This is a genomic window from Marinimicrobium koreense, assembly GCF_003762925.1.
Lineage (GTDB): Bacteria > Pseudomonadota > Gammaproteobacteria > Pseudomonadales > Cellvibrionaceae > Marinimicrobium > Marinimicrobium koreense.
This window is the reverse complement of the sequence record NZ_RJUK01000001.1, coordinates 12,703-33,823: the sequence shown is the minus strand read 5'-3', so window position 1 is coordinate 33,823 and position 21,121 is coordinate 12,703. Positions and strand designations below refer to the sequence as shown.

Genomic DNA, 21,121 nt, shown 5'->3' with positions numbered 1-21,121 from the left:
TTAGGGCCCTACTCATCAGAAAGCTCAGACATTGCGCCACTGGGCGCCGTACCCCGATCAATTCTCTCCGTCAGCGACGGCGTCAACACCCATCGCGCCTGAGCGTAAATGATCGCATCTTCGGCGATAATCAGATCCAGCTGGCGCTCCCGGGCAAGCTCATCCAGCGCGGTTCGGGCAAGCGGCGATAGTTCCTCAAAGATGGCCCGCTTCTGCGCTTGTAACCATCGCTCGAGGTCCTGCCCCGTATCGATCAGTTCCCGCTGGATGTGCTCGATCCGACCCTGCACCATTTCCCGCTGCGACTCGCTCAACCCGGAGGCCTGCGCCCGGCGGTCAAGGTTCTGCAGGTCAGCTTCGGCGCTCTCAAGGGCGGACTGGTACTGCTGAAAGGTTGGATTGTCACGCAGCGCCTCCAATCGGGCGACAGCCACCTTCGTTGCAAATACGGCATCGGTGAGGTCAACCACGGCGAACGTGGGCTCTGCCCGCGTGCAGGCACAGGCCAACAGGGCAACCATCCCGATACAGTGGGCTTTGAACGATCTGGAGGTACCGACCAGGAAGCCGGCATTTCGTGGGAACAGTTGCGAATGAGCCATTATTATTCACTCTGCTGAATATCAAAAACCACTTGAAAAAAGTGGCCTTGCAGACAGAGATTACACTTAACTCACACTGTTTTCAATAAAAGGCAGGACTGTGACGGGGCCACTCTCGGCATAAGGCTCAGAACTCCCCCTCAGCCTTGATGAGCACCTGTGTGCTGTCCAGCCCGCCTCGCTCAGCCAGCGGCGCGGCAAAATCGATGTGCAGAACGTTACCCACCTTGGTTTTACTGGAGCTGAAACGCAGACCAATGCCCACGTTGGACAGGTGTGGGTTGGGTTCGCCGTCAATCTGCCCGCCCCAGCTCCGCCCGGCATCAAAAAATGCCACCGCCCCCATGCGGACGATGTTAAACAGGTGAAGATCGGAAAAATAACGGCGCTCGATATTCAGAAGATAGCGACGGTTACCGCGCTGATAATCCACTGGATAACCACGCAGACCATTGGCGCCCCCCAGCGTCAGTTGCTCAAACTGCTCCAGGTTTTCACCAATGTCATAGCGCAAGTTCAAGTACCAGCGGTTCTGGTCGTCGCGAAACCAGTTGTAATTGACCTCAAGCCCCACCACCCCGCTGTCGATGGGGTTGGGACCTTTATAGTGGCGGCCGTCCAGATCGCCCAGCAACCGGAGTATATGGTGCTCGCCCACCCCGATAACGTTGCTGTAAGCGGCCTGATAGCGGATAAGATCCCGGTCGTTACCGAGCTGGGAGCCGCCATAACCGAGTCTTAGCCGGTAGTTGACGCCCATGGCAACGTCTTCCGTACGCTGAATCTGATTGAGGTTCTTGTAGGTGGCAAAGCGGTTTTCAATCACTTCCAGCCCCAACCAACCGTAATTGCCCTTGCGGTTCTCGGGAACCCCCAGCACCGTCTCATCCGAAGCGCTGAAAATATCCTCCTCTCGGGTGATACCCAGGCGCCAACGCCGGGTAAACCGCTCATCGGCCCGGGCCGCCACCCCGAAGTAAATCTCACTGTCTCGAGTGCGGTGCCGGAACTCGTTGATATCCTCACCCGCCTCGCGAATGGTGCGAACTTCGGCCACATCCTCCGTAAAACCACCGGCGGCCCAGGGGGTTTCCAGTGAATAGAAGGGCCGCTCCAGACTGAAGGCTTTATCTTCCCCGTCACTCTTTTGCGCGTAATACAGCCGCGTCGCCAACCGGGTTTTCATAAAGTGGTCGGTTTTATACTCGTAACCGACACTGGAGCGCTCAATATTTTGCGAATAACGAAGGGCAATCGCATCACCGGTACCCAGAAAGTTACCGTCTTTAAGGCCAATGCCGGATTCGGTTTCGCCCCCTTCATGCTTGAAGGTCAGCTCGGGCTCAGTCACCCAGGAGTCGCGGGTAATGACCCGGAGGTCAATATAGTCCGGGCAGACCACATCGGGAACGATATAGGCACTGGTCAGGTAATTGCGGCTGCGCAGAATCCGCTCGGATTCCGCGACCAGCTTTTGACGCAGGGAATCGCCCTCTTGCAGCAAGAGTTGGCTGGCGATGACGGGTTCGCGAGTATTGATGTGCAGGCGGTTGAAGCCTCGGTACAGCCAATTGTTTTCGGCGGGGTCCGACTCATCAAAAATGGCCCGACTGTCAAACTGAATGCGGCGAATGGTTTTGCCTTCGTGCTCATTAAAGGCATCGAACACCAGGCGACTTTCCCGTTGCTCCGCCAGGTCGCGATACTCATACTGAAAGTGCTCGCAGGCCTGACCGCCCTCACCGGCCACCGAGTCCTTGCTCACGGGAGTCGCCTGCACCATGCCGGGCAGGCAGCAGCTGCTGAGCAAGTACGCTAACCGCCACCACTTTGGCACTATAGGACGCGATCCGAGCAAAAATCGGTGACTACCTGGCTTCCATATTTTCACAACAGTTATAGTTCTCGCCCACCGGGATGCCTGCCAGGCATCCATTCAACAATAGGCCCCATCATATACCGGAAGAAACCGTAGCGTCACGGATAAACTTGGCGGACAGAGACGGAGCACCCACTCTCGGCGCTTGGACCACAGAAACGCCCCCGGGTTGCGCGTCCGCGTCAGTGGTGATGGGAGTGATTGGCGTCGAGGTTATGGGCAGCGTCCCCGTGACCGCCACCGACGGCCGGCCACAGGGTCCAGAGTCCGAACAGAATGATGGCCAGAGCCATGAATACCCGCAGGCCACGCCGCTGCAGCAGCCGGGTAAGTTGCTGCGCCATCACACCCGCTGCCAGCACCGCCGGAAGGGTACCCAAACCGAAGGCGAGCATGGTCCCGCCGCTGGCCCAGACGTTGCCCTGGGCGAGGGCATAGGCCAACGCGGTGTACACCAGTCCGCAGGGCAACCAGCCCCACAAGGCGCCCAGCAACAGTGCCTGGGGCGCGCGGCGAACCGGCAATAGGGATTTACCCAGCGGCTGCAGCCGGCGCCATACCACCGCGCCCCCCCGCTCCAGCCAGGTCAGCCCTCGCCACCAGCCCGCCAGGTACAGCCCCATGGCAATGAGCAATAGCCCCGCGAGCAGGCGTAGCACCGGATCCAACGGCGTAATGCCGCCGGCTACCAGGCCTGCCAGCAGTCCCATCAGGGTATAGCTGGCAATGCGTCCAACGTTGTACGAGAGCAGCAGTCGCCAGCGACGCCCCCTGGCCTCGGCGGGAATCGCGGCGGACAGCGCGCCCATGATGCCGCCACACATGCCCAGACAATGGGCACTGCTGAACAGCCCCAGCATCCAGGCCGCCAACCAGCTTCCCCAAACCGATGCGTCGGCCGCCATCACGAACCTTTTCCATCGGTCTGGTTGTCGGACTCGGGATGCCGTCCAGAGGTCTTTGGGGCGGTGCGTTGTGCCTCATCGGGCTCGTCATCATCAAACAGAATGCGATGAGCTTCGGTATCGAGATTGTCGTACTGGCCGCTCTTGATTGCCCAGAAAAACACTTTCAGAGCAATAGCGACAAAAATCAGGGCGATGGGCACCAATAAAAACAGACTTTCCACATCAACCTCCTGTGCGTGGGGCGATCTCGGTGGCGGGCGCCCTGTGCAGGCGCAGCGCGTTGAACACCACCACCAGGGAACTACTGGTCATGCCAATGGCGGCCAGCCAGGGCGGCACCAGGCCGGCGGCAGCCAGAGGCAGAGCCACCACATTGTAGCCCAGCGAAAGCAACAGATTCTGCCGGATCACGTGCCGGGTGCGCTTGGCCAGCTCGAAGATGCCCGCCAGAACGGCCAGATCGGAATTCAGAAACACCGCATCTGCCCTCGTCTGGGCGAGATCCGAGGCGGACGCCATGGCCACGGACACATCCGCGGAGGAGAGCACCGGCACATCATTGATACCATCGCCCACCATCACTACCTTTTCCCCGCGCGCCTGCACTTCCTGCAGACGCTGCAACTTGTCCTCCGGGCGGGCCCCGGCGGTGTAAGTGTCGATGCCGAGGGTTTCAGCCAAGCGCGCAACCGCGCCCGAGGAGTCTCCGCTCAGCAGCTCGAGGGCCAGACCGCGGGCACGCAGGGTCGATATCAGTGCCTGGGCGCCAGGGCGCAGCTCGTCCTCCAGCGAGAACCAGACCAGCGGTCCCCGGGTGTTGCTCAACAGTAACCACAGTGCCTCATCATCCGGTGGCGTCGGCGCTTCGGTCGCCTGATACAGGGCCCCGGCAAACGCGGAACTGCCCAGGCGATAGCGTTCGCCATCAACCGTACCTTCGACTCCGGCCGCCGTATATTGGCGAGTCTCTTGCGCTCGGAAGTGGTCGAACCAGGGACGAAAGGCCACCGCCAGCGGGTGCCGCGCCGGCGCCTCAAGCGCACCGGCGATGGCCAACCAATACTCGTCGGGGTGATGATCCTTAGCTCGGGATACATTCTTCACCGACTGCAACGAGAACTGCCCCAGTGTCAGGGTACCCGTCTTGTCCAGAATAACCCGATCCACCTTGGCCAGGGTTTCCAGCACATGGCCGCGGGCAATCAGAAAGCCCCTTCGTCGCAAATTGGCGGTGGCGGCAGTCAGCGCCGTAGGCATCGCCAGCGCCAGGGCACAGGGACAGGTCACCACCAACACCGAGAGGGCTACCCAGAATGCGCGCTCGGGCTGGATCAGCATCCAGGCGCCCCAGACCAGGGCAAAAACCACCAGCACCGCGCCTACAAAGTAGCGGGCCACGGTATCGGCCAGAGCCACCTGGCGGGGCTTTTCCGCTTCCGCCTGCACCACCAGGCGCTCGATGGCGGACAGCTGGGTGTCGCCTCCGACGGCCGTCACTTCCAGCTCAAGATCGCTCTCCCCGTTCAGGGTGCCACCGACCACCCGATCGCCCGGCCCCTTGGGTATCGGCCGGGACTCACCGGTCAACAGCGCTTCCACGACATCGCTCTGGCCCTGAATCACCCGTCCGTCACAAGGGAAGGTCTCGCCGCTCTTGACCCGCACCCGGTCGCCGAGTGTCAGGGTTTTAACCGGCACCGACACCTCTTTACCCTGCTCAAGCCGCCGGGCGCTGAGCGGCATCAGCTGCGCCAGATTGCCATAGGCCAGGCGGTTGCGATGCCGGGTGCGCATTTCGAGATAGCGTCCCACCAACAGGAAAAACGTAAACATGGCGATGGATTCAAAGTAGACATCCCCCCGCCCGGTGATGGTCGCCCAGGCGCTGGCGCCATAGGCCAGTCCGATGGCCAGGGCCACCGGTACATCCATGATCAGTTGCCGGGCCTTGAGACTGCGCCAGGCGGCCTGAAAAAACGGCGCCGCCGAAAACCAGACCACCGGAGTGGCCACCAGAAAACTGAGCCAGCGCAGAAACAGCTTCCACTCGTCCACGGCACCGGTGTACATGCCTACCGCCACCATGCCCGCCTGCATCATGCCGAACCCGGCCACCCCCAGGCGTAGCAGGGCCTGGCGGTTTTCCTGTTGTGCCAGGGCACGGTGAGCCTCGTCGGTAGCCGGCCGGGGGCGGTAGCCGATGCGCGCCAGTTCGGCCATCAGCTCGCTGAGAGGCTGCTGGTCGGCGTCCCAGGTTAGGGTGCAGCGGTGGGTGGTGACATCGACTGACAACTGCCGGACGGCGGGGCTGCGTTTGAGATGGGTTTCGATCAGCCAACTGCAGGCGGCGCAGGTCATGCCCTCCAGTAACAACTGGGCGCGACGCTCGCTGCCCTCTCCGGCACTGACAAAATCCGCCTGCAGTGCGTCGCTATCGTAGAGCTCCCACTCGGCCGCTGCGGCGGCGGTTTCATCGGGGCGCTCACTGGCTTCCGAGCGGTATTGATAAAAACGCTCCAGCCCGCCATCCACAATGGCTGTGGCCACCGCCTGACAGCCAGGGCAGCACATGGGCTGGCGCTCACCGTTGACGGTGACCGCAAAGTCCGCCGTTTCAGGAACCGGCAGGCCGCAGTGATAGCAGGGACGCTCACTCATGAAGTGGACTCGGGCAAGGCGAAGGACGCGTTAGGGCGCGCGATCGGTGGGGCGAAGCTCAATCCGATTGCGCTGCTCGAAATGGATTTCGCCGCGCAGCAACCACTCGGCAGAGCGCATCTGAGAGGCATCATGGTCCGGCAGCAGCGTCAGATAGCGGCGGTGGCTGACCGCCTGGGTCAGATCCCCGCGATAGTGACCATCGCGCACTCTCTGAAGCAACACCCGCTGATCCTGATCGGCGTTGACCGGGTGCCCTACCAGAAGATGCAACACCTCCGGCAGCGCTCCGTCACCCGAAAGATTCAGCAGAATTTCCCCGGTGACCGGATCGAACACCACCTCAGCGGCCAGATTGAGCGCCCGGGCCCGGGCCTCCTGTTCAAAGCTCTGATTGATGCTCCGACCCTGCTTGTAGTAGTTGTCCACTACCCGGTCATCGGCATAGAACACCGACACGGTCACGAAGCTCAGTGAAACACAAACCACCAGTATGAGCGGCGACATGACAAACCAGAACCAGGGTTGCCGATACCAGGGAGCTACGGGGGTCTTGTCGGTCATAGTCAACCTTTGCGTTGAGGCTGGCACTACTGATCGCGCAGCGCCGGGCCAATAAACGTGGTGGTATGTTCGGTGTAGATCTCCGGGTTTTCCCGCGCCTCGACTCGCAGAGTCACCGAGGTTTTCACGGTATCCAGGGCCTCTCTGGGCACAACCACCCGCACCGGCAAGGTCAACACCTCCCCTTCGTTCACCGGCAGGGGCCGATAACCTTCCAGCTCAAACGGGTAGTCGCCACTGACCGAGAGGTCGTAGATGTGCGTGTCCCGATCCTTGTTGTTGATTTTCAGGGTGTAGACGTTTTCCACATCGGGACCACTGATCCGGTACATCCGCATCCCCCGATCGCGCAATACGTCCAGGCCAACAGGCAGTCGGGCACTCAGCGCATAGGCGAACACACTGAGCATGACCAGCAACACAGCACCGTAACCCAGAAGTCGGGGGCGGAACACTTTGGTGTGGCCTTTTTCAATGGCATCTTCGGTGGTGAAGCTGATCAGACCGCGCGGGTAATCCATGCGGTCCATCACCTGATTGCAGGCATCCACGCACAAGCCACAGTCAATACACTCAGCCTGCAGACCGTCGCGAATGTCGATGTCCACGGGACAGACCTGCACACACCAGGAGCAGTCAATGCAATCGCCCAGCCCTTTTTCCTTGGGATCATCGGTGGGTTTGCGAGGGCCGCGCGGCTCACCGCGCACGTAGTTGTAGAACACCGTCAGGGTGTCTTTGTCGTACATCACCGATTGAAAGCGAGCATAGGGGCACATGTACTTGCACACCTGTTCGCGCAGAAAACCGGCGTTCATATAGGTGGCCGCAGTGAAAAAGAATACCCAGAAGGCCGCAGCGGGGTGAACGTCGATGGTGGCCAGCCCGACCAACAAATCCCGTATGGGAACGAAGTAACCCACGAAGGTGAGTGCGGTCACCAGGGCAATCAACAGCCAGATGCCGTGCTTGGCGCCTTTGCGGGCAACCTTCTCCGGCCCCCAGGGCCGTGCATCGAGCTTCATGCGTTTATTGCGATCGCCCTCGCACAGAAACTCGGCCCAGATGAACATCTGGGTCCAGACCGTTTGCGGGCAGGTGAAACCGCACCAGACACGACCCACCAGGACCGTGACGGTAAACAGCATGAAGGCGGCAATGATCAGCAGCCAGGCGAGAAACATACCGTCCTGAGGCCCAAAGCTGAGCCACAGAACGTGAAAGCGCCGCTCGGGAAGATCGAACAGCATGGCGGGGCGGCCGTCGATGACCAGCCAGGGCATCAACAGGTAAGCGGCCAACAGAGGCATGCCGGTGTAGCGGCGCAGCTTCTGGTAGAAGCCGGTAATGCGCCGCATATACACCTTTTCGTCGGCCTCATAGAGGTTTACATAGCGTATCCCTGTATCCTGTTCCTGCTCCGTTTGCTTACTCTTGTTCGTCATAGTTCAGTGACAGGCTGTAGACGTAGGCGGCCAGAATATGAATCCGATCGTCTTTGAGCAGCTCGCCCTGGGCGGGCATCACACCGTTGCGCCCGACCCGCAGGGTCTGGCGGATGTCGCTCGGCTCGCCGCCGTACAGCCAGACATCATCGGTCAGGTTGGGCGCGCCCAGATTGATATTACCGGTGCCATCGGCTCCGTGACAGGCGGCACAGTTGCGCATGAATTTCTGCTCACCGGCGGACACCAATTCGGCATCGTGCTCGCGGTCACCCATGCTCTGAACATACTCGGTCACTTCGGCAATACCCTGCTCACCCAGGCTCGCGCTCCACGCGGGCATGGCCGCTTTGCGCCCCTGCACCAGAGTCTGTTTGATGCGCTCGGGGGAACCACCCCACTGCCAGGCATCGTCGGTCAGGTTCGGAAAGCCCCAGTTGCCGCCACCGTCCGAGCCATGGCAGACCGCGCAGTTATTGGCGAACAGGCGCAAGCCCATTTTCATGGCCTGAGGATCCCGTGCGAGCTCCTCGATAGGGGTTTTGGCGTACTCACCAAACTGCTCGGAGAAGCGCGCCTGTGCCTGCTGCTGGTGACCGCGCAACTCTTTCTCCTGAGTCCAGCCGAGCACCCCTGGGAAACTGCCAAGGCCCGGGTACAGAATCAGATAGACGCCCGCGAAAATGAAGGTGGCAATAAACATCTTGAACCACCAACGCGGCAGCGGGTTGTCGTATTCCTCAATGCCGTCATACACATGCCCGGTGGTGCGGTTTTCCGGGTCTTCATCATCCCGTACCGCGACCTTCCGGTTGGCGAGCAGTACCCACAGTAGCAGCGCCAGGTTGGTGAGGGTGAGGACAATAATCCAAAGGCTCCAAAATGTACTCATAATCAGTTCCGCCTGTCAGTCTCATCACCGGCGTGATGATCCGCCTGTTCATTCTGTTCCTCGGAGTCGGGCGACTCCGAAGCTTGTTTGTTCTGGTCTTCATCGGCAAAGGGCAAATTGGCCGCGTCATCAAAGCGCTTTTTCCGACGGGGCGAAAAAGCCCACCAGCAGATGCCGATGAAAGCGATGGTGACCAGAACCGTTGATATTGCGCCCAAAGTACCCTGATCCATAAATCACCGCTTCTCGGTCAGCAAAGTGCCCAACTGCTGCAGGTAGGCGACCAGAGCATCCATTTCCGTTACGCCCTTGACCTCTTCACCCGCACCTTCGATATCCTCGTCGGTGTAAGGCACACCCACTTTGCGCAAACCGCGCATCTTCGCTTCGGTATGTTCGCCGGTCAGCTTGTTGTCATAAAGCCAGGGGAAAGCCGGCATGTTGGACTCAGGCACCACGGTGCGCGGGTTGTACAAATGGGCTTTGTGCCAGTCGTCGGAGTACCGACCACCCACTCGCGCCAGATCCGGCCCGGTGCGCTTGGAGCCCCACAGGAAGGGGTGTTCGTAAACGTGTTCGCCGGCCACCGAGTAGTGCCCGTAGCGCTCTACCTCCGCGCGCAGGGGACGAACCATCTGGGTATGACAGACGTGGCAGCCTTCGCGAATATAAATATCCCGCCCTTCAAGCTCCAGCGGGGCCAAGGGCTTCAGCCCGGCCACCGGCTCGGTGGTTTCCTTGAGGAAGAATTGCGGAACGATCTGAACCAGACCACCGAAACTGATGGCAACAACCATCAGCACGGTCATTAAGCCAATATTTTTTTCAACTACATCATGATATTTCATGGACCGCTCCCTTAAACCGCTTGAGGCTGAGTCAAGTTGTCTTCACCCGCCACAGAGGTCGAGCTCGCGGCAGTGCGCCAGGCGTTGAAGGCCATCAACACCATACCTGACAGGAAAATGGCACCGCCCACAAAGCGTACGAAGTAACCCGGGTAGCTGGCGATCACCGATTCAATAAAACTGTACGTCAAGGTGCCATCGGCGTTGAAGGCACGCCACATAAGCCCCTGCATGATGCCGTTGACCCACATGGAGGCGATGTACAGGACCGTGCCGATGGTCGCCAACCAGAAGTGGATATTGATCCACTTGACGCTGTACATTTCCTTTTTGCCAAACAGGATCGGCAGCAGGTGATAAATGGCACCAATGGAAATCATCGCCACCCAGCCCAGGGCACCAGAGTGCACATGGCCAATGGTCCAGTCGGTATTGTGGGACAGGGCGTTCACGGTTTTGATGGACATCATCGGTCCTTCAAAAGTGGACATGCCGTAGAAGGACAGTGACACCACCAGGAAACGCAGGGTCGGGTCAGTGCGCAGCTTATGCCAGGCACCGGAGAGCGTCATGATACCGTTGATCATTCCGCCCCAGCTCGGCGCCAGCAGGATCAGGGACATCACCATGCCCAGACTCTGGGCCCAGTCCGGCAGCGCGGAATAGTGCAGGTGGTGGGAACCAGCCCAGATGTAGACCGAGATCAGCGCCCAGAAGTGAACAATGGACAACTGGTAGGAGTACACCGGACGATTCGCCTGCTTGGGTACGAAGTAGTACATCATGCCCAGGAAGCCTGCGGTCAAGAAAAAGCCCACCGCGTTGTGACCATACCACCACTGAATCATGGCATCGGCGGCACCGGCATAGGCCGAGTATGACTTGAACCAGGCCACCGGAATGGCCGCGCTATTGACCACATGCAGTACCGCAACGGTGAGAATGAAGCCACCATAGAACCAGTTGGCCACATAGATGTGGGAGGTTTTGCGCTTGGCAATGGTGCCGAAAAACACGATGGCGTAGCTGATCCAGACCACCGCGATCAGGATATCAATCGGCCACTCCAGCTCGGCATACTCCTTGGAACTGGTCAGTCCCATGGGCAGAGTGATGGCGGCCAGAACGATGACCGCTTGCCACCCCCAGAAGGTGAACGGCACCAGCCAACCGCCAAACAGCGGCGCCTGACAGGTCCGCTGAACCACGTAGTAGGAGGTGGCCATCAAGGCACAGCCGCCAAACGCGAAAATCACCGCGTTGGTGTGCAGGGGCCGCAGCCGGCCGAAGTGGGTGAACGGCTGCACCAGATCATTCAGTGCCGGCCACACCAGTTGCGCTGCGATCAACACGCCAACCCCCATACCGACAATGCCCCAGACAATCGTCATGATGGAGAACTGACGCACGACCTTATAGTCGTACACCGGATGATCCCCGGCCGCTGTCAGATTACTACTCATAGGTCTTTCCCATTATTGCAGATCAAATTGTTATTCCACCCAGCGTATACGCACACGAGCACCGAGCCGACAACTCGGGCGGGCGTCTGGCGCGGGCATTGTCGCGCAAAGCGCAGCCAGCCTTCTTGACCTTAGTCAAAAAAACGCGGTTCGTCAGTCGTTGTGGAATTGTTATTAGTGGTGGGTTGCCCCGCGGAGCGGGGCGAAGCCGGGGCGCTCGCCCCGGGTATTAACGCAGTTTGCGGCCTTTATTGGCGGCAATACGCATGCGCAGAGCATTCAGTTTGATGAAGCCTTCCGCATCTTTCTGGTCGTAGGCGCCGGCATCGTCCTCAAACGTGGCGACTTTCTCGTCGAACAGGCTTTCCGCCGAACGACGGCCCACAACGTGTACGCCCCCTTTGTACAATTTCAGACGCACGTCACCGTTAACGTGCTCCTGCGTCTGATCGATGGCAGTCTGCAGCATCTGACGCTCCGGGCTCCACCAGTAGCCGTTATAGATCAGCTCGGCGTACTTGGGCATCAGCTCGTCCTTCAGGTGGGCCACTTCGCGGTCCAGGGTGATGGACTCGATCGCCCGATGCGCCTTCATCATCACGGTACCGCCGGGGGTTTCGTAGCAGCCGCGGGACTTCATGCCCACGTAGCGGTTCTCTACGATATCCAGACGACCGATGCCGTTGTCACCGGCCACCTTGTTCAGGCGCTCCAGCACGGTGGCGGGCGACAGGCGCTCTCCGTCAATGGCCACAATATCGCCTTTTTCGTAAGTCAGATCAATATAGGTGGGCTGATCCGGGGCCGCTTCCGGAGAGACGCTCCAGCGCCACATATCTTCCTCGGCTTCGGTCCAGGGGTCTTCCAATACGCCGCCCTCATAGGAGATGTGCAGCAGGTTGGCGTCCATGGAATAGGGCGACTTTTTCTTGCCCTTGGAGAAATCCACGGGGATGTTGTGCTCTTCGCAGTACGCCATCAGCTTGTCGCGGGAGTTCAGGTCCCACTCGCGCCAAGGCGCAATGACCTTGACGCCGGGCTTGAGGGCGTAGGCGCCCAGCTCGAAGCGCACCTGGTCGTTGCCCTTACCGGTGGCGCCGTGGGAGATGGCATCGGCACCGGTCTCATTGGCGATTTCGATCAGGCGCTTGGAGATCAGCGGCCGGGCAATGGAGGTACCCAGCAGGTACTCGCCCTCGTAAATGGCGTTGGCGCGGAACATCGGGAAGACGAAGTCGCGCACGTATTCCTCGCGCAGATCGTCGATGTAGATTTCCTTCACACCCAGCGCCTGGGCCTTGGCCCGCGCGGGCTCCACTTCTTCACCCTGGCCGATATCGGCGGTGAAGGTCACCACTTCACAGTTGTAGGTTTCCTGCAGCCACTTGACGATGACCGAGGTGTCCAGGCCACCGGAGTAGGCCAAAACCACTTTCTTGATGGATGACATAGAGTGCTCCCGCTGAGAATCAGTACTTCATGGAGGTTTCACGCCCTGGGGACGGCCTCAAAGCGGCGCATATTGTACCCGCGATTGCCTTGAAATCCCATAGCCCTGGGGGCGAATTCGCCGCATTTGACCGGGGAAGCGTGTACACTTCTCCCAACCCCGCGTCCGGACAGCGAGAGACCCATGGCCACCAATGCAACCGTGATCAAGGCACGCCTTGAGATAGCCGACATGAACCGGCACTACTACCAGAGTCATGCCCTGACCCTGGCCCGGCACCCGTCGGAAAACGACCAGCGCCTGATGGTGCGGCTGCTGGCCTTTGCCCTCAATGCCTCCGATGACCTGACCTTTTCGAGCAGTCTGAGCTCAGAGGACGAAGAGCCGGAGCTGTCCCGCCGGAACCTGGTGGGCGACATCGAACTGTGGGTGGCCTTTGGCACTCCGGATGAGAAGTGGCTTCGTAAAGCCTGCAATCGCGCCAGACAGGTGCAGGTGTTCGCCTACGGCGAGAACAGCGTCCGGGTCTGGTGGCAGCAACAGGAGCGGGCCCTGGCACGCTATCGCAACCTCAGTGTCAGGGCCCTGCCAGATGAGGCGCTGCAGCAGCTCGCTGGCATGGTGGAGCGCGGCATGGTTCTGCAGTTCAACATCAGTGAACAGGATGTCTGGGTGTCCAGCGACAAAGACAGCGTCGGGGTGCACCTTGAGTGGCTCAAGGAGATTGACTAAGAGCCCATCGCGTCGAGCTGTCCGCGCGCGTAATGCTCCAGCGCGACCAGGACCCGCTCCTGCTCTGCACTCACGCCTTCGGCGCGCAGCGCCCCAAGTCTCGCCTGTAACTGGTCCCAGGTCAGCCCGGCACCCGCGGCCGGATCGGTCAGCCGCCGATAGCAGAAGTCGCGCCACTGTCGACGCTCTTCGTCGGAGAGGCTGTCCGGAAAATGCCGCCCCCGGTAGCGGAACAGCAGCTCCGGCAGGCGCTGGTCATGAAAATCAAACACATTGGCCGCGAGCGCCTCGGGCTGAGCACGGCGCAGCTCGGTCATCAGCTTTTTGTCATGGTCATCAAAAAAGCCGTCGTATAGCTGCTGATCGGGATCGGTGCGCGGCTCAAAGCCCGGCGCCCGATAGATGCTCTGCAACTTGGCCCGAAGCCGTTGCTGCTCACTGAGGGTCAGGTCGGCCAGCTGCCGCCAATGGACTTCCGCCTGAGCCTTGTCGATACCCAGGCGCCGAGCGGTGCGCTCATCCAGGGTGTTGGCCGGGGCGATCATCGGCGTCTTGTTCAGGTGCACTTCTTTGAGCGCTGGCCGCCGCGTGCCTTCCGGCAGGTCCTCTGAGCGGGTAAACAGGCGCTCACGTAGGGAGTCCTCCGAGGCCGACAGCAGATCCTCGGGCGATTCCGACAGATCGAACACGAGCACGCTGTTCTTGTTCGCCGGATGCAGCGCCAACGGTAGTACCAGCGCCGCGTTACCGCGTTCGGCCGGGTACATGCCGGAAATGTGCAACAGCGGGCGATGACCATCAATATCAATAAACCCGGCGGCAAACCGTTTGTCCCGCAGGCGATAGGCGTGCTCATACAATTTTGGCTGCCGATCCCGAACCAGGCGGGCCATGGCGATGGTGGCGTACACATCTGAGAGTGCATCGTGCGCGGCGGCGTGATCCAGGCCGTTGGCCTCGGTCAACTTCTCCAGTTTGAAGCAGGGTTTACCGTTGTCGTAATCCGGCCACTGGATACCCTCGGGCCGCAGTGCCCGGGTCATGCGCACTACATCAATCAGGTCCCAGCGCGAATTACCATTGCGCCACTCGCGCTCATAAGGGTCGTAGAAATTGCGGTACAGGGTATAGCGGGTTACCTCATCATCAAAACGGATCGAGTTATACCCCACGCCACAGGTGCCAGGCTGGCCCAGCTCCGCCATGATGGTGGCAATAAACTCCGGTTCGGCGACGCCTTTCTCCAGCGCCATTTGCGGTGTAATGCCGGTGACCAGGCAGGCTTCCGGTTTGGGTAGACAGTCGACCACTGGTCGGCAGTAGAGCATCAGGGGGTCGCCGATGATGTTCAGGTTTTCATCGGTGCGAACGCCGGCAAACTGGCTGGGACGATCCTGGGCGGGAACCTCACCCCAGGTTTCATAATCGTGCCAATACAGGGTTTTGGACTCACTCACCGCCGCGCTCCTCACACCAGAATGTGTCGACACTTTACCACCCGGCTCCGCTCAGGCCTACCGGCTGCTATAATCCGCCGAACGACGGTAAAGGAGGCTGCATGCCCGAACTCGAAGAACTTTTCCAGAACAACCGTGCCTGGGCAGACCAGATCAAGGCGGAAGACCCGCAGTTTTTTGCCACCCTGTCCAAGCAACAGGCACCGGAATATCTCTGGATCGGCTGCGCGGACAGCCGGGTGCCGGCCAACGAAATCGTCGGTTTGATGCCCGGGGAGCTGTTTGTCCACCGCAACGTCGCCAACCTGGTCATTCAGACCGACCTGAACTGTCTTTCGGTCATGCAGTTCGCCGTCGAATACCTTAAAGTCAAACACATTATGGTCACTGGCCATTACGGCTGCGGTGGAGTCAAAGCGGCACTGGCCAACCAGCAGTACGGGTTGCTGGATTACTGGGTGCGCAATATCCGGGAGGTGTATCTGAAACATCAGGACGCGATGGATGAGATCGCCGACGACACCCAGCGCCTGGACCGGATGTGCGAGCTGAATGTCATGGAGCAGGTGGCCAACGTCACCCACACCAACATCGTACAGAACGCCTGGAAACGCGGTCAGGAGCTGACCGTTCACGGCTGGATTTACAGTATTGAGGACGGCATTCTGCGCAACCTGATGAAGCCGATCACCGGCATCGAACAGGTTGACGAACGCTATCGGATGATTTGACCGGTGCCCTACTCGGGAGTCAGCCAGCGCGCGGCGAATCGCTGACTGTCCAAGGGGCGGTCGTAAAGGAAACCCTGAGCCCGATCACACCCTAGCCGGGTCAAGGCGTCCGCCTGGGCCCGGGTTTCCACCCCTTCCGCCACCGTCATCATGCCCAGGCTGTGCGCCATGGCCACGATCGTGGTCACGATGGTGTAATCACTCTGATTCTCGAGCATATCGCACACGAACGACATGTCGATCTTGAGGGTATCCGCCGCAAATCGGCGCAAGTAACTCAACGACGAGTAGCCGGTGCCGAAATCATCAATCGACAAGGCAAAGCCCGCCTGGCGCAAACGCTCGGTGATTTCTACCGCGAGCTCGGGATCACGCATAAACCCGCTTTCGGTCAACTCCAGACCGATCGCCTCGGGGGGGACCGGCGCCGCCATCGCTTTGATCTCTTCAGCCAGAGACAGGTCAGTAAACTGAAGCGCCGAGATATTCACCGACAACCGCCCCGGAAAGCGCAAGCCCTGAGACTGCCAGGCGACCCACTGGCGACTCGCCGAACTGAGCACCCACTGTCCGAGTTCCTGTATCAGGCCGCGCTCCTCTGCTAGCGGAATGAACTCCGATGGGTTCACCCACCCCCAGTGCTCATCCTTCCAGCGACAGAGCACTTCCGCACCCACCAGAGCACCGGTCACCAGGTCGACCTGGGGCTGATAATGCAGGGTCAACCGGTCTTCCACCAGGGCCCGGGCGAAACGCTCCGCCAGCGCTCTACGGCGATTGAGCGCCTCGGCGATCGACACATCGAAGATGCAGGCATTGCCACCACTGCGCTTGGCTTCATGCATGGCTACACTGGCACATTGGAACAGATCGGCCGCGGTCATTGCATCCACCGGGTAGCAGGCGGCCCCGATATTCACATCGAGCGAGAACTCCCGCCCTGCCGCGTAGACCGGGCGGGCCAGGCACTGGTGGCAGCGCTCTATTACCGCGGGCAAGCCGTCGGCGCCCAAATTGGGTACCAGCAGGGCAAACTCATCACCGGACAGGCGCGCCAGAAACTCATCGACCCGGCATGCCTGTTCCAACCGACGGGCTACCGCGGCCAGCAGTTGATCGCCGGTATCGTGGCCCAGGACATCGTTGATTTCCTTGAACCGTTTCAGGTCGAGGAAAACCAGGCTTAGGGATTCCCCGGATTGTTCGGCGTGCTGCAGGGCGCTGCCGAGGCGCTCCATGAAGTGAATCCGATTGGGTAGCGCGGTGGTACCGTCGACATAAGCCAACTGATAAATACGCCGGTCGTTGGTCTGGCGTTCCAACTCCCCGGCCGCCCCCACCGCCAGAATTCGGAGCACGGACGTCGCCAGGTTCAGATCCGGGGTGGAGTGACTATAAATCACCATCAGGGAGCCGATCGGCTCACCGCTGGCACTGTCCAGGCGTCGCCCCACATAGCTGCGGGCCAGAACGGGCTCCCCGCCGTTCGGATGGGGAATACTGATTGGCGGATCGAATTCGCCGACACTCTCGCCTTTGGACAGCACTTCTGCACAATGAGAACCTTCCAGCCGGTAGTGAACATTTTCCACCGGCTGACCGGCCACCACCCGCGCCAGCGTCTCCATCTCATCGTCACCCTGAAGGGTGGCGACAAACCCCACGTCGGCGTCCAGCGCGCGAGTCAGGTGAAGCACCAGTTGCTGAAAGAAGTCCGCGCCGAGACGACTGGTAATCGCCGTCGCCGTCTGCACAACCGCCTCCTGAACCCGTTCGGATTCATGCTGCTCGGTGATATCGGAGATAAACCCTTCCAGCAACACCTCGCTTCGGTCGGGGCTGAACACCCCCTGCCCCTGCTCCCACACCCAGCGCACCTCTCCGTGCGCATTGATCAGCCGGTAGACCACCCGGTACGGCCTGCCTGCGGTAACGCAGGCCTGAACTTCTTCATTCACCCTGACCCGATCGGCCTGATGAATGAGTTGCACAAAAGCGATCTGCCGACTCTCAATCAACGCTTCGGGTGGAAAGCCGGTCAGTACACGCGCACCCTGGCTGACAAACTCCATGGTCCAATCGGCGTCGTTACGGCAACGGTAGGCCATCCCGGGTAGATGATTCATCAAGGTGTGTAGCCGCCGTTCGCTCTCCAGCAGCGACTCCTCGGCGCGGCGTCGCCCCAGCTCAGCGCCGGCCTGAGCGGCGGCGATACGCAGCACTTCCTCGGCCACACCGGGCAACACCATGGGCGCATCGCTCAGCAGGGCGATCAACCCCATTGCCGAGCCGTCCTGGGAAGTCATGGGAAACCCGAAATAACCCTCCACCCGCATTGTCTGCAGCATTTCATCATCGGGAAAGCGGGTGCATACGCTCGCGGGGTAAAGGCAGGCGCGGGAACCCACCACGGTGTCACAGGGGCTGCCCGCCAGAGGGTAGGAAAAATTGTCGACGGGCTGCCCCCGGGACCATACGGCCAGGGTGCGCGCCTGAGCCAGCTCGGGAAACACTTCGGCAATCAGAGCGTGATCGACACCCAGAAGCTCGGTCAGACGCTGACAAAGGTTCAGAAAAAAATCGGGCGAGTCGTTGAGTGCCAGACTGTCAGCCAACTGCCGGAATACTTCTTCTGCCGAAACGTCTGACTTCACTCAACCCCCTGGATACATCGCTGGTAGTGACGGGGATATTAGCGAAATACACCAACTTAGCAAGCGACAAGTGCTCTGAGGGCCAGCCACAGAGCGGCCTAGGTTGACTTGCGCGCCAAAGCTGCCTTATGTTCGCACCGACAACTACACTACACCCATAATTCCAATAACCGGAGACCCAGTCCCATGCATACCCGGCAGATTCTATTCGGTCTGGCCCTGAGCACAGCGCTCAGCGGCTGCGGCAATTCCTCAGACACCCCGGCACCCTCCCAGAGCGGCTTCGCCCTCAACGACCAGGGTTACTTCGAGCAACAGGGCGTCGGCCTTATGGTGTTCCAGGACACCTCGCCCGAGAGCCGACAAAGTGGACTGATTCTGGTCAGTCACGACAACCGCCTGGCGTCCAATGGCGACCTGCGCCTGGAGTTGACCCCGGGGCAATGGTCTCCGGTGCCCCGCCTGCTGAGTCGCACGGTGGACCGGGAAAAAGGCGAAATCGTGGCGACACTGAAGTACCCCGACGAACGCCAGCACCGCACCGGGTTCAATCCGCTCGACTACCCGGACCTGACCCTGGAGTACGACCTGCGGGTTCGAGCCGAAGGGGACGACCTTCTGGTTCAGGTTGATCTCAAGTCGCCGCTTCCCGAGGAGTGGGCCGGAAAGGTGGGCTTTCAGTTGGAACTCTACCCCGCCGACCTGTTTGGCAAGAGCTGGATCATGGACGACGCCACGGGTATTTTCCCGCGCCAACCCTACGGGGTGACCGTGCCGGTCGACTCGACGCCCGCACCGAAAATTGTCTCCGACGGTGAGCGGGCCGGCCTGGTCCCGCTGGCGCACCACCGCGCCCAACCCGCCCCTCTGGCGAGCGGCCAAAGGCTGACCGTAGCGCCGGAATCCGACCCGATGCGCCTGCAGATTGAGAGCCTCAAAGGTGAACTGCAACTGCTTGATGGCCGGGTCCAGCACCAGAACGGCTGGTTCACTCTGCGCAGCCCGATCGAGGCGGGCGCCACCACCAATGCCGTGTCCTGGCGAATCACCCCCAACGTGGTGGACGGCTGGGCCCGCGAACCGGTCATCCAGCACTCCATGGTGGGTTATCACCCCGAGCAGAATAAAGTGGCGGTGATTGAAACCGATCCGGACGCGCCACTGGGTGACCCCGTGCGGTTGCTGAAGCTGGACGCCAGTGGCGCTCAGGAGGTCTTCTCTCAGGCCCCCACCCTGTGGGGCGACTTCCTGCGCTACCGCTATTACCAGTTCGACTTTTCCTCGGTGCAGGAGGAGGGGCTGTATCAGTTGGCGCTCGGCGACACCCGCAGCCACCCGTTCCGCATCGCCCGCAATGTCTATGACCAGAATGTCTGGCAGCCCACCCTGGAGTACTTCCTGCCGGTGCAAATGGGCCATATGCGGGTCAAGGAAAAGTACAAGCTCTGGCATGACGACAGCCACCGGGACGATGCCCTGATGGCGCCAACGGATATCAACCACTTTGACGGCTATATTCAGGGCAGCAGCACGCTGACGGACTTTGCCCCCGGTGAGCATGTCCCGGGGCTGACCCGCGGCGGCTGGTATGACGCGGGGGATGAAGATTTCCGCATCGAGTCCCAATCCGGCGAGGTCTTTACTCTCAGTGCCGCCTACGACGAGTTTGGTATTCAGCACGACAACACACTCATCGATCAGGAACTGCGCCTGACCGAACTACGCGAGCCCGACGGACGGCCCGACATCCTGCAACAGATTGAGCACGGCCTGCTGACCGTCGTGGGCGGTTATGAGGCACTCGGACGGCTGTACCGGGGCATTATCGTGCCCACCCTTACCCAATACGTCATGGGCGGCGACTTCTCCGGTCAGACCGACAACCTGATCTACGACAAGACGCTCGGCCGGCAGGAGCGCACCGCTACCCATTCGGGGCTACCCGATGATCGGTGGGTCTTCACTGAGGAGAATCCCGCCCGGGAGTTCGATGCCATCGCCAACATTGCCGCCAGTGTCGGCCCCATGCGCGGCTATGACGATGACCTGGCCGAGCGTACCCTGGCGGCGGCCGAAGCTTTGTGGCGGGTTGAGCGGGCCGTGGACAGCACCACTGAGCGCAACGAGCAGATCCGAGCCGCCGTCGAGTTGTTCCGCACCACGGGGAAAGCCGAGTACCGCTCGTTCCTGCTGAATCAGCGCGATCATATTCTGGATCAGTTCCGCCAGATCGGCTGGGCCGTGGCCCGGGTGGTTCACGAGCTGGACGACCCGGCCCTGACCGGCGCCATGCGCAACGCCGCCGCCGAGTACGATCGGGAGCTGCAACAGAAAATGAACGCCACGCCCTACGGACTGGATTTTGAAATGCAGCTGTGGGGCCGGGGCTGGACATTGCAGCACGAAGGCGTTGCCCAGTACTTTTTACACAAGGCTTTCCCCGAGGCGTTCGGTAAGGAGTATCTGCTGAACATTCTGCACTACGTGCTGGGCACCAACCCCGGGGCCAATGCCCAGTCCTACGCCACCGGGGTGGGCGCCAAGTCCAAGCGCGCCGCCTACGGTCTGAACCGCATGGATTACAGCTATATTCCTGGCGGTGTGATTGTGGGGACGGCCCTGATCCAGCCGGACTTTCCCGAGTTGAAGGAGTTTCCCTACCTTTGGCAACAATCGGAGTATGTACTGGGTGGCGGAGCCAGCAACTTCATGTTCCTCGCGCTGGCCGCCGACCGGCTGCTCAACGCTGAGCCGACCGACTGACTGGGCCCGGCGTCTCAAGCCGACCACTGGACGCCGCGCTTGCGCGGCGTTTTCCGTATCGGCCCGCAGCGTCGA

Annotated in this window: 17 protein-coding genes; 3 read left to right on the top strand and 14 right to left on the bottom strand. The window is 60.6% G+C overall.

Going from position 1 to position 21,121, the window contains the following annotated elements; translation table 11 throughout:
- Positions 1-8 precede the first annotated feature (8 nt).
- The 12 genes from EDC38_RS00140 to EDC38_RS00085 all read right to left on the bottom strand — a co-directional run bounded on the left by EDC38_RS00140 (position 9) and on the right by EDC38_RS00085 (position 12,709).
- Positions 9-602, bottom strand: a complete 594-nt coding sequence (locus EDC38_RS00140) for an OmpH/Skp family outer membrane protein (RefSeq protein WP_123636805.1) — start codon at positions 600-602, stop codon at positions 9-11.
- Between the two features lie 127 nt (positions 603-729).
- Entirely contained in the window at positions 730-2,367 is a 1,638-nt protein-coding gene (locus EDC38_RS00135) for a BamA/TamA family outer membrane protein (protein ID WP_123636804.1), read from the bottom strand.
- 296 nt (positions 2,368-2,663) lie between these two features.
- Positions 2,664-3,386 (bottom strand): sulfite exporter TauE/SafE family protein, encoded by a 723-nt coding sequence (locus tag EDC38_RS00130; protein WP_123636803.1) that lies wholly within the window; start codon positions 3,384-3,386, stop codon positions 2,664-2,666.
- Positions 3,386-3,610: a cbb3-type cytochrome oxidase assembly protein CcoS gene (ccoS, locus tag EDC38_RS00125; protein ID WP_123636802.1), complete on the bottom strand. Its 225-nt coding sequence runs from the start codon at positions 3,608-3,610 to the stop codon at positions 3,386-3,388. Before ccoS ends, EDC38_RS00130 begins: the two co-directional genes overlap by 1 nt.
- Position 3,611: 1 nt before the next feature.
- The gene (locus EDC38_RS00120; protein ID WP_123636801.1) at positions 3,612-6,047 is read right to left on the bottom strand and encodes a heavy metal translocating P-type ATPase; all 2,436 of its coding nucleotides are present in this window, start codon (positions 6,045-6,047) and stop codon (positions 3,612-3,614) included.
- A 30-nt stretch (positions 6,048-6,077) separates the two neighbouring features.
- On the bottom strand, positions 6,078-6,611 hold the full coding sequence (locus EDC38_RS00115; RefSeq protein WP_123636800.1) for a FixH family protein: 534 nt from the start codon (positions 6,609-6,611) through the stop codon (positions 6,078-6,080).
- A gap of 26 nt (positions 6,612-6,637) precedes the next feature.
- On the bottom strand, positions 6,638-8,056 hold the full coding sequence (ccoG, locus tag EDC38_RS00110; RefSeq protein ID WP_123636799.1) for a cytochrome c oxidase accessory protein CcoG: 1,419 nt from the start codon (positions 8,054-8,056) through the stop codon (positions 6,638-6,640).
- On the bottom strand, positions 8,040-8,948 hold the full coding sequence (ccoP, locus tag EDC38_RS00105; protein ID WP_211331021.1) for a cytochrome-c oxidase, cbb3-type subunit III: 909 nt from the start codon (positions 8,946-8,948) through the stop codon (positions 8,040-8,042). Before ccoP ends, ccoG begins: the two co-directional genes overlap by 17 nt.
- Positions 8,949-8,950: 2 nt before the next feature.
- Positions 8,951-9,181 (bottom strand): CcoQ/FixQ family Cbb3-type cytochrome c oxidase assembly chaperone, encoded by a 231-nt coding sequence (locus tag EDC38_RS00100; RefSeq protein WP_024459476.1) that lies wholly within the window; start codon positions 9,179-9,181, stop codon positions 8,951-8,953.
- Between the two features lie 3 nt (positions 9,182-9,184).
- Complete coding sequence (ccoO, locus tag EDC38_RS00095; protein ID WP_024459475.1) at positions 9,185-9,796, bottom strand: cytochrome-c oxidase, cbb3-type subunit II; 612 nt, start codon at positions 9,794-9,796, stop codon at positions 9,185-9,187.
- An 11-nt stretch (positions 9,797-9,807) separates the two neighbouring features.
- A complete protein-coding gene (ccoN, locus tag EDC38_RS00090) occupies positions 9,808-11,259 on the bottom strand; it encodes a cytochrome-c oxidase, cbb3-type subunit I (protein WP_123636798.1) in 1,452 nt (483 codons plus the stop codon).
- A gap of 229 nt (positions 11,260-11,488) precedes the next feature.
- A complete protein-coding gene (locus EDC38_RS00085) occupies positions 11,489-12,709 on the bottom strand; it encodes an argininosuccinate synthase (protein WP_024459473.1) in 1,221 nt (406 codons plus the stop codon).
- A gap of 183 nt (positions 12,710-12,892) precedes the next feature.
- Here EDC38_RS00085 and EDC38_RS00080 point away from each other — a divergent pair, with 183 nt between their 5' ends.
- Positions 12,893-13,441, top strand: coding sequence for a YaeQ family protein (locus tag EDC38_RS00080; protein WP_024459472.1), 549 nt, complete (start codon positions 12,893-12,895; stop codon positions 13,439-13,441).
- Here EDC38_RS00080 and sbcB read toward each other — a convergent pair.
- Complete coding sequence (gene sbcB, locus EDC38_RS00075) at positions 13,438-14,898, bottom strand: exodeoxyribonuclease I (protein ID WP_123636797.1); 1,461 nt, start codon at positions 14,896-14,898, stop codon at positions 13,438-13,440. The two genes, EDC38_RS00080 and sbcB, sit on opposite strands and share 4 nt — an antisense overlap.
- 101 nt (positions 14,899-14,999) lie before the next feature.
- Between sbcB and can the strand changes: the two genes are divergently transcribed.
- A complete protein-coding gene (gene can, locus EDC38_RS00070; protein WP_123636796.1) occupies positions 15,000-15,629 on the top strand; it encodes a carbonate dehydratase in 630 nt (209 codons plus the stop codon).
- 8 nt (positions 15,630-15,637) lie between these two features.
- Here can and EDC38_RS00065 read toward each other — a convergent pair whose 3' ends face one another.
- Positions 15,638-18,283: a putative bifunctional diguanylate cyclase/phosphodiesterase gene (locus EDC38_RS00065; protein WP_123636795.1), complete on the bottom strand. Its 2,646-nt coding sequence runs from the start codon at positions 18,281-18,283 to the stop codon at positions 15,638-15,640.
- Between the two features lie 186 nt (positions 18,284-18,469).
- Between EDC38_RS00065 and EDC38_RS00060 the strand changes: the two genes are divergently transcribed.
- Positions 18,470-21,046: a glycoside hydrolase family 9 protein gene (locus EDC38_RS00060; RefSeq protein ID WP_123636794.1), complete on the top strand. Its 2,577-nt coding sequence runs from the start codon at positions 18,470-18,472 to the stop codon at positions 21,044-21,046.
- Positions 21,047-21,121 lie beyond the last annotated feature (75 nt).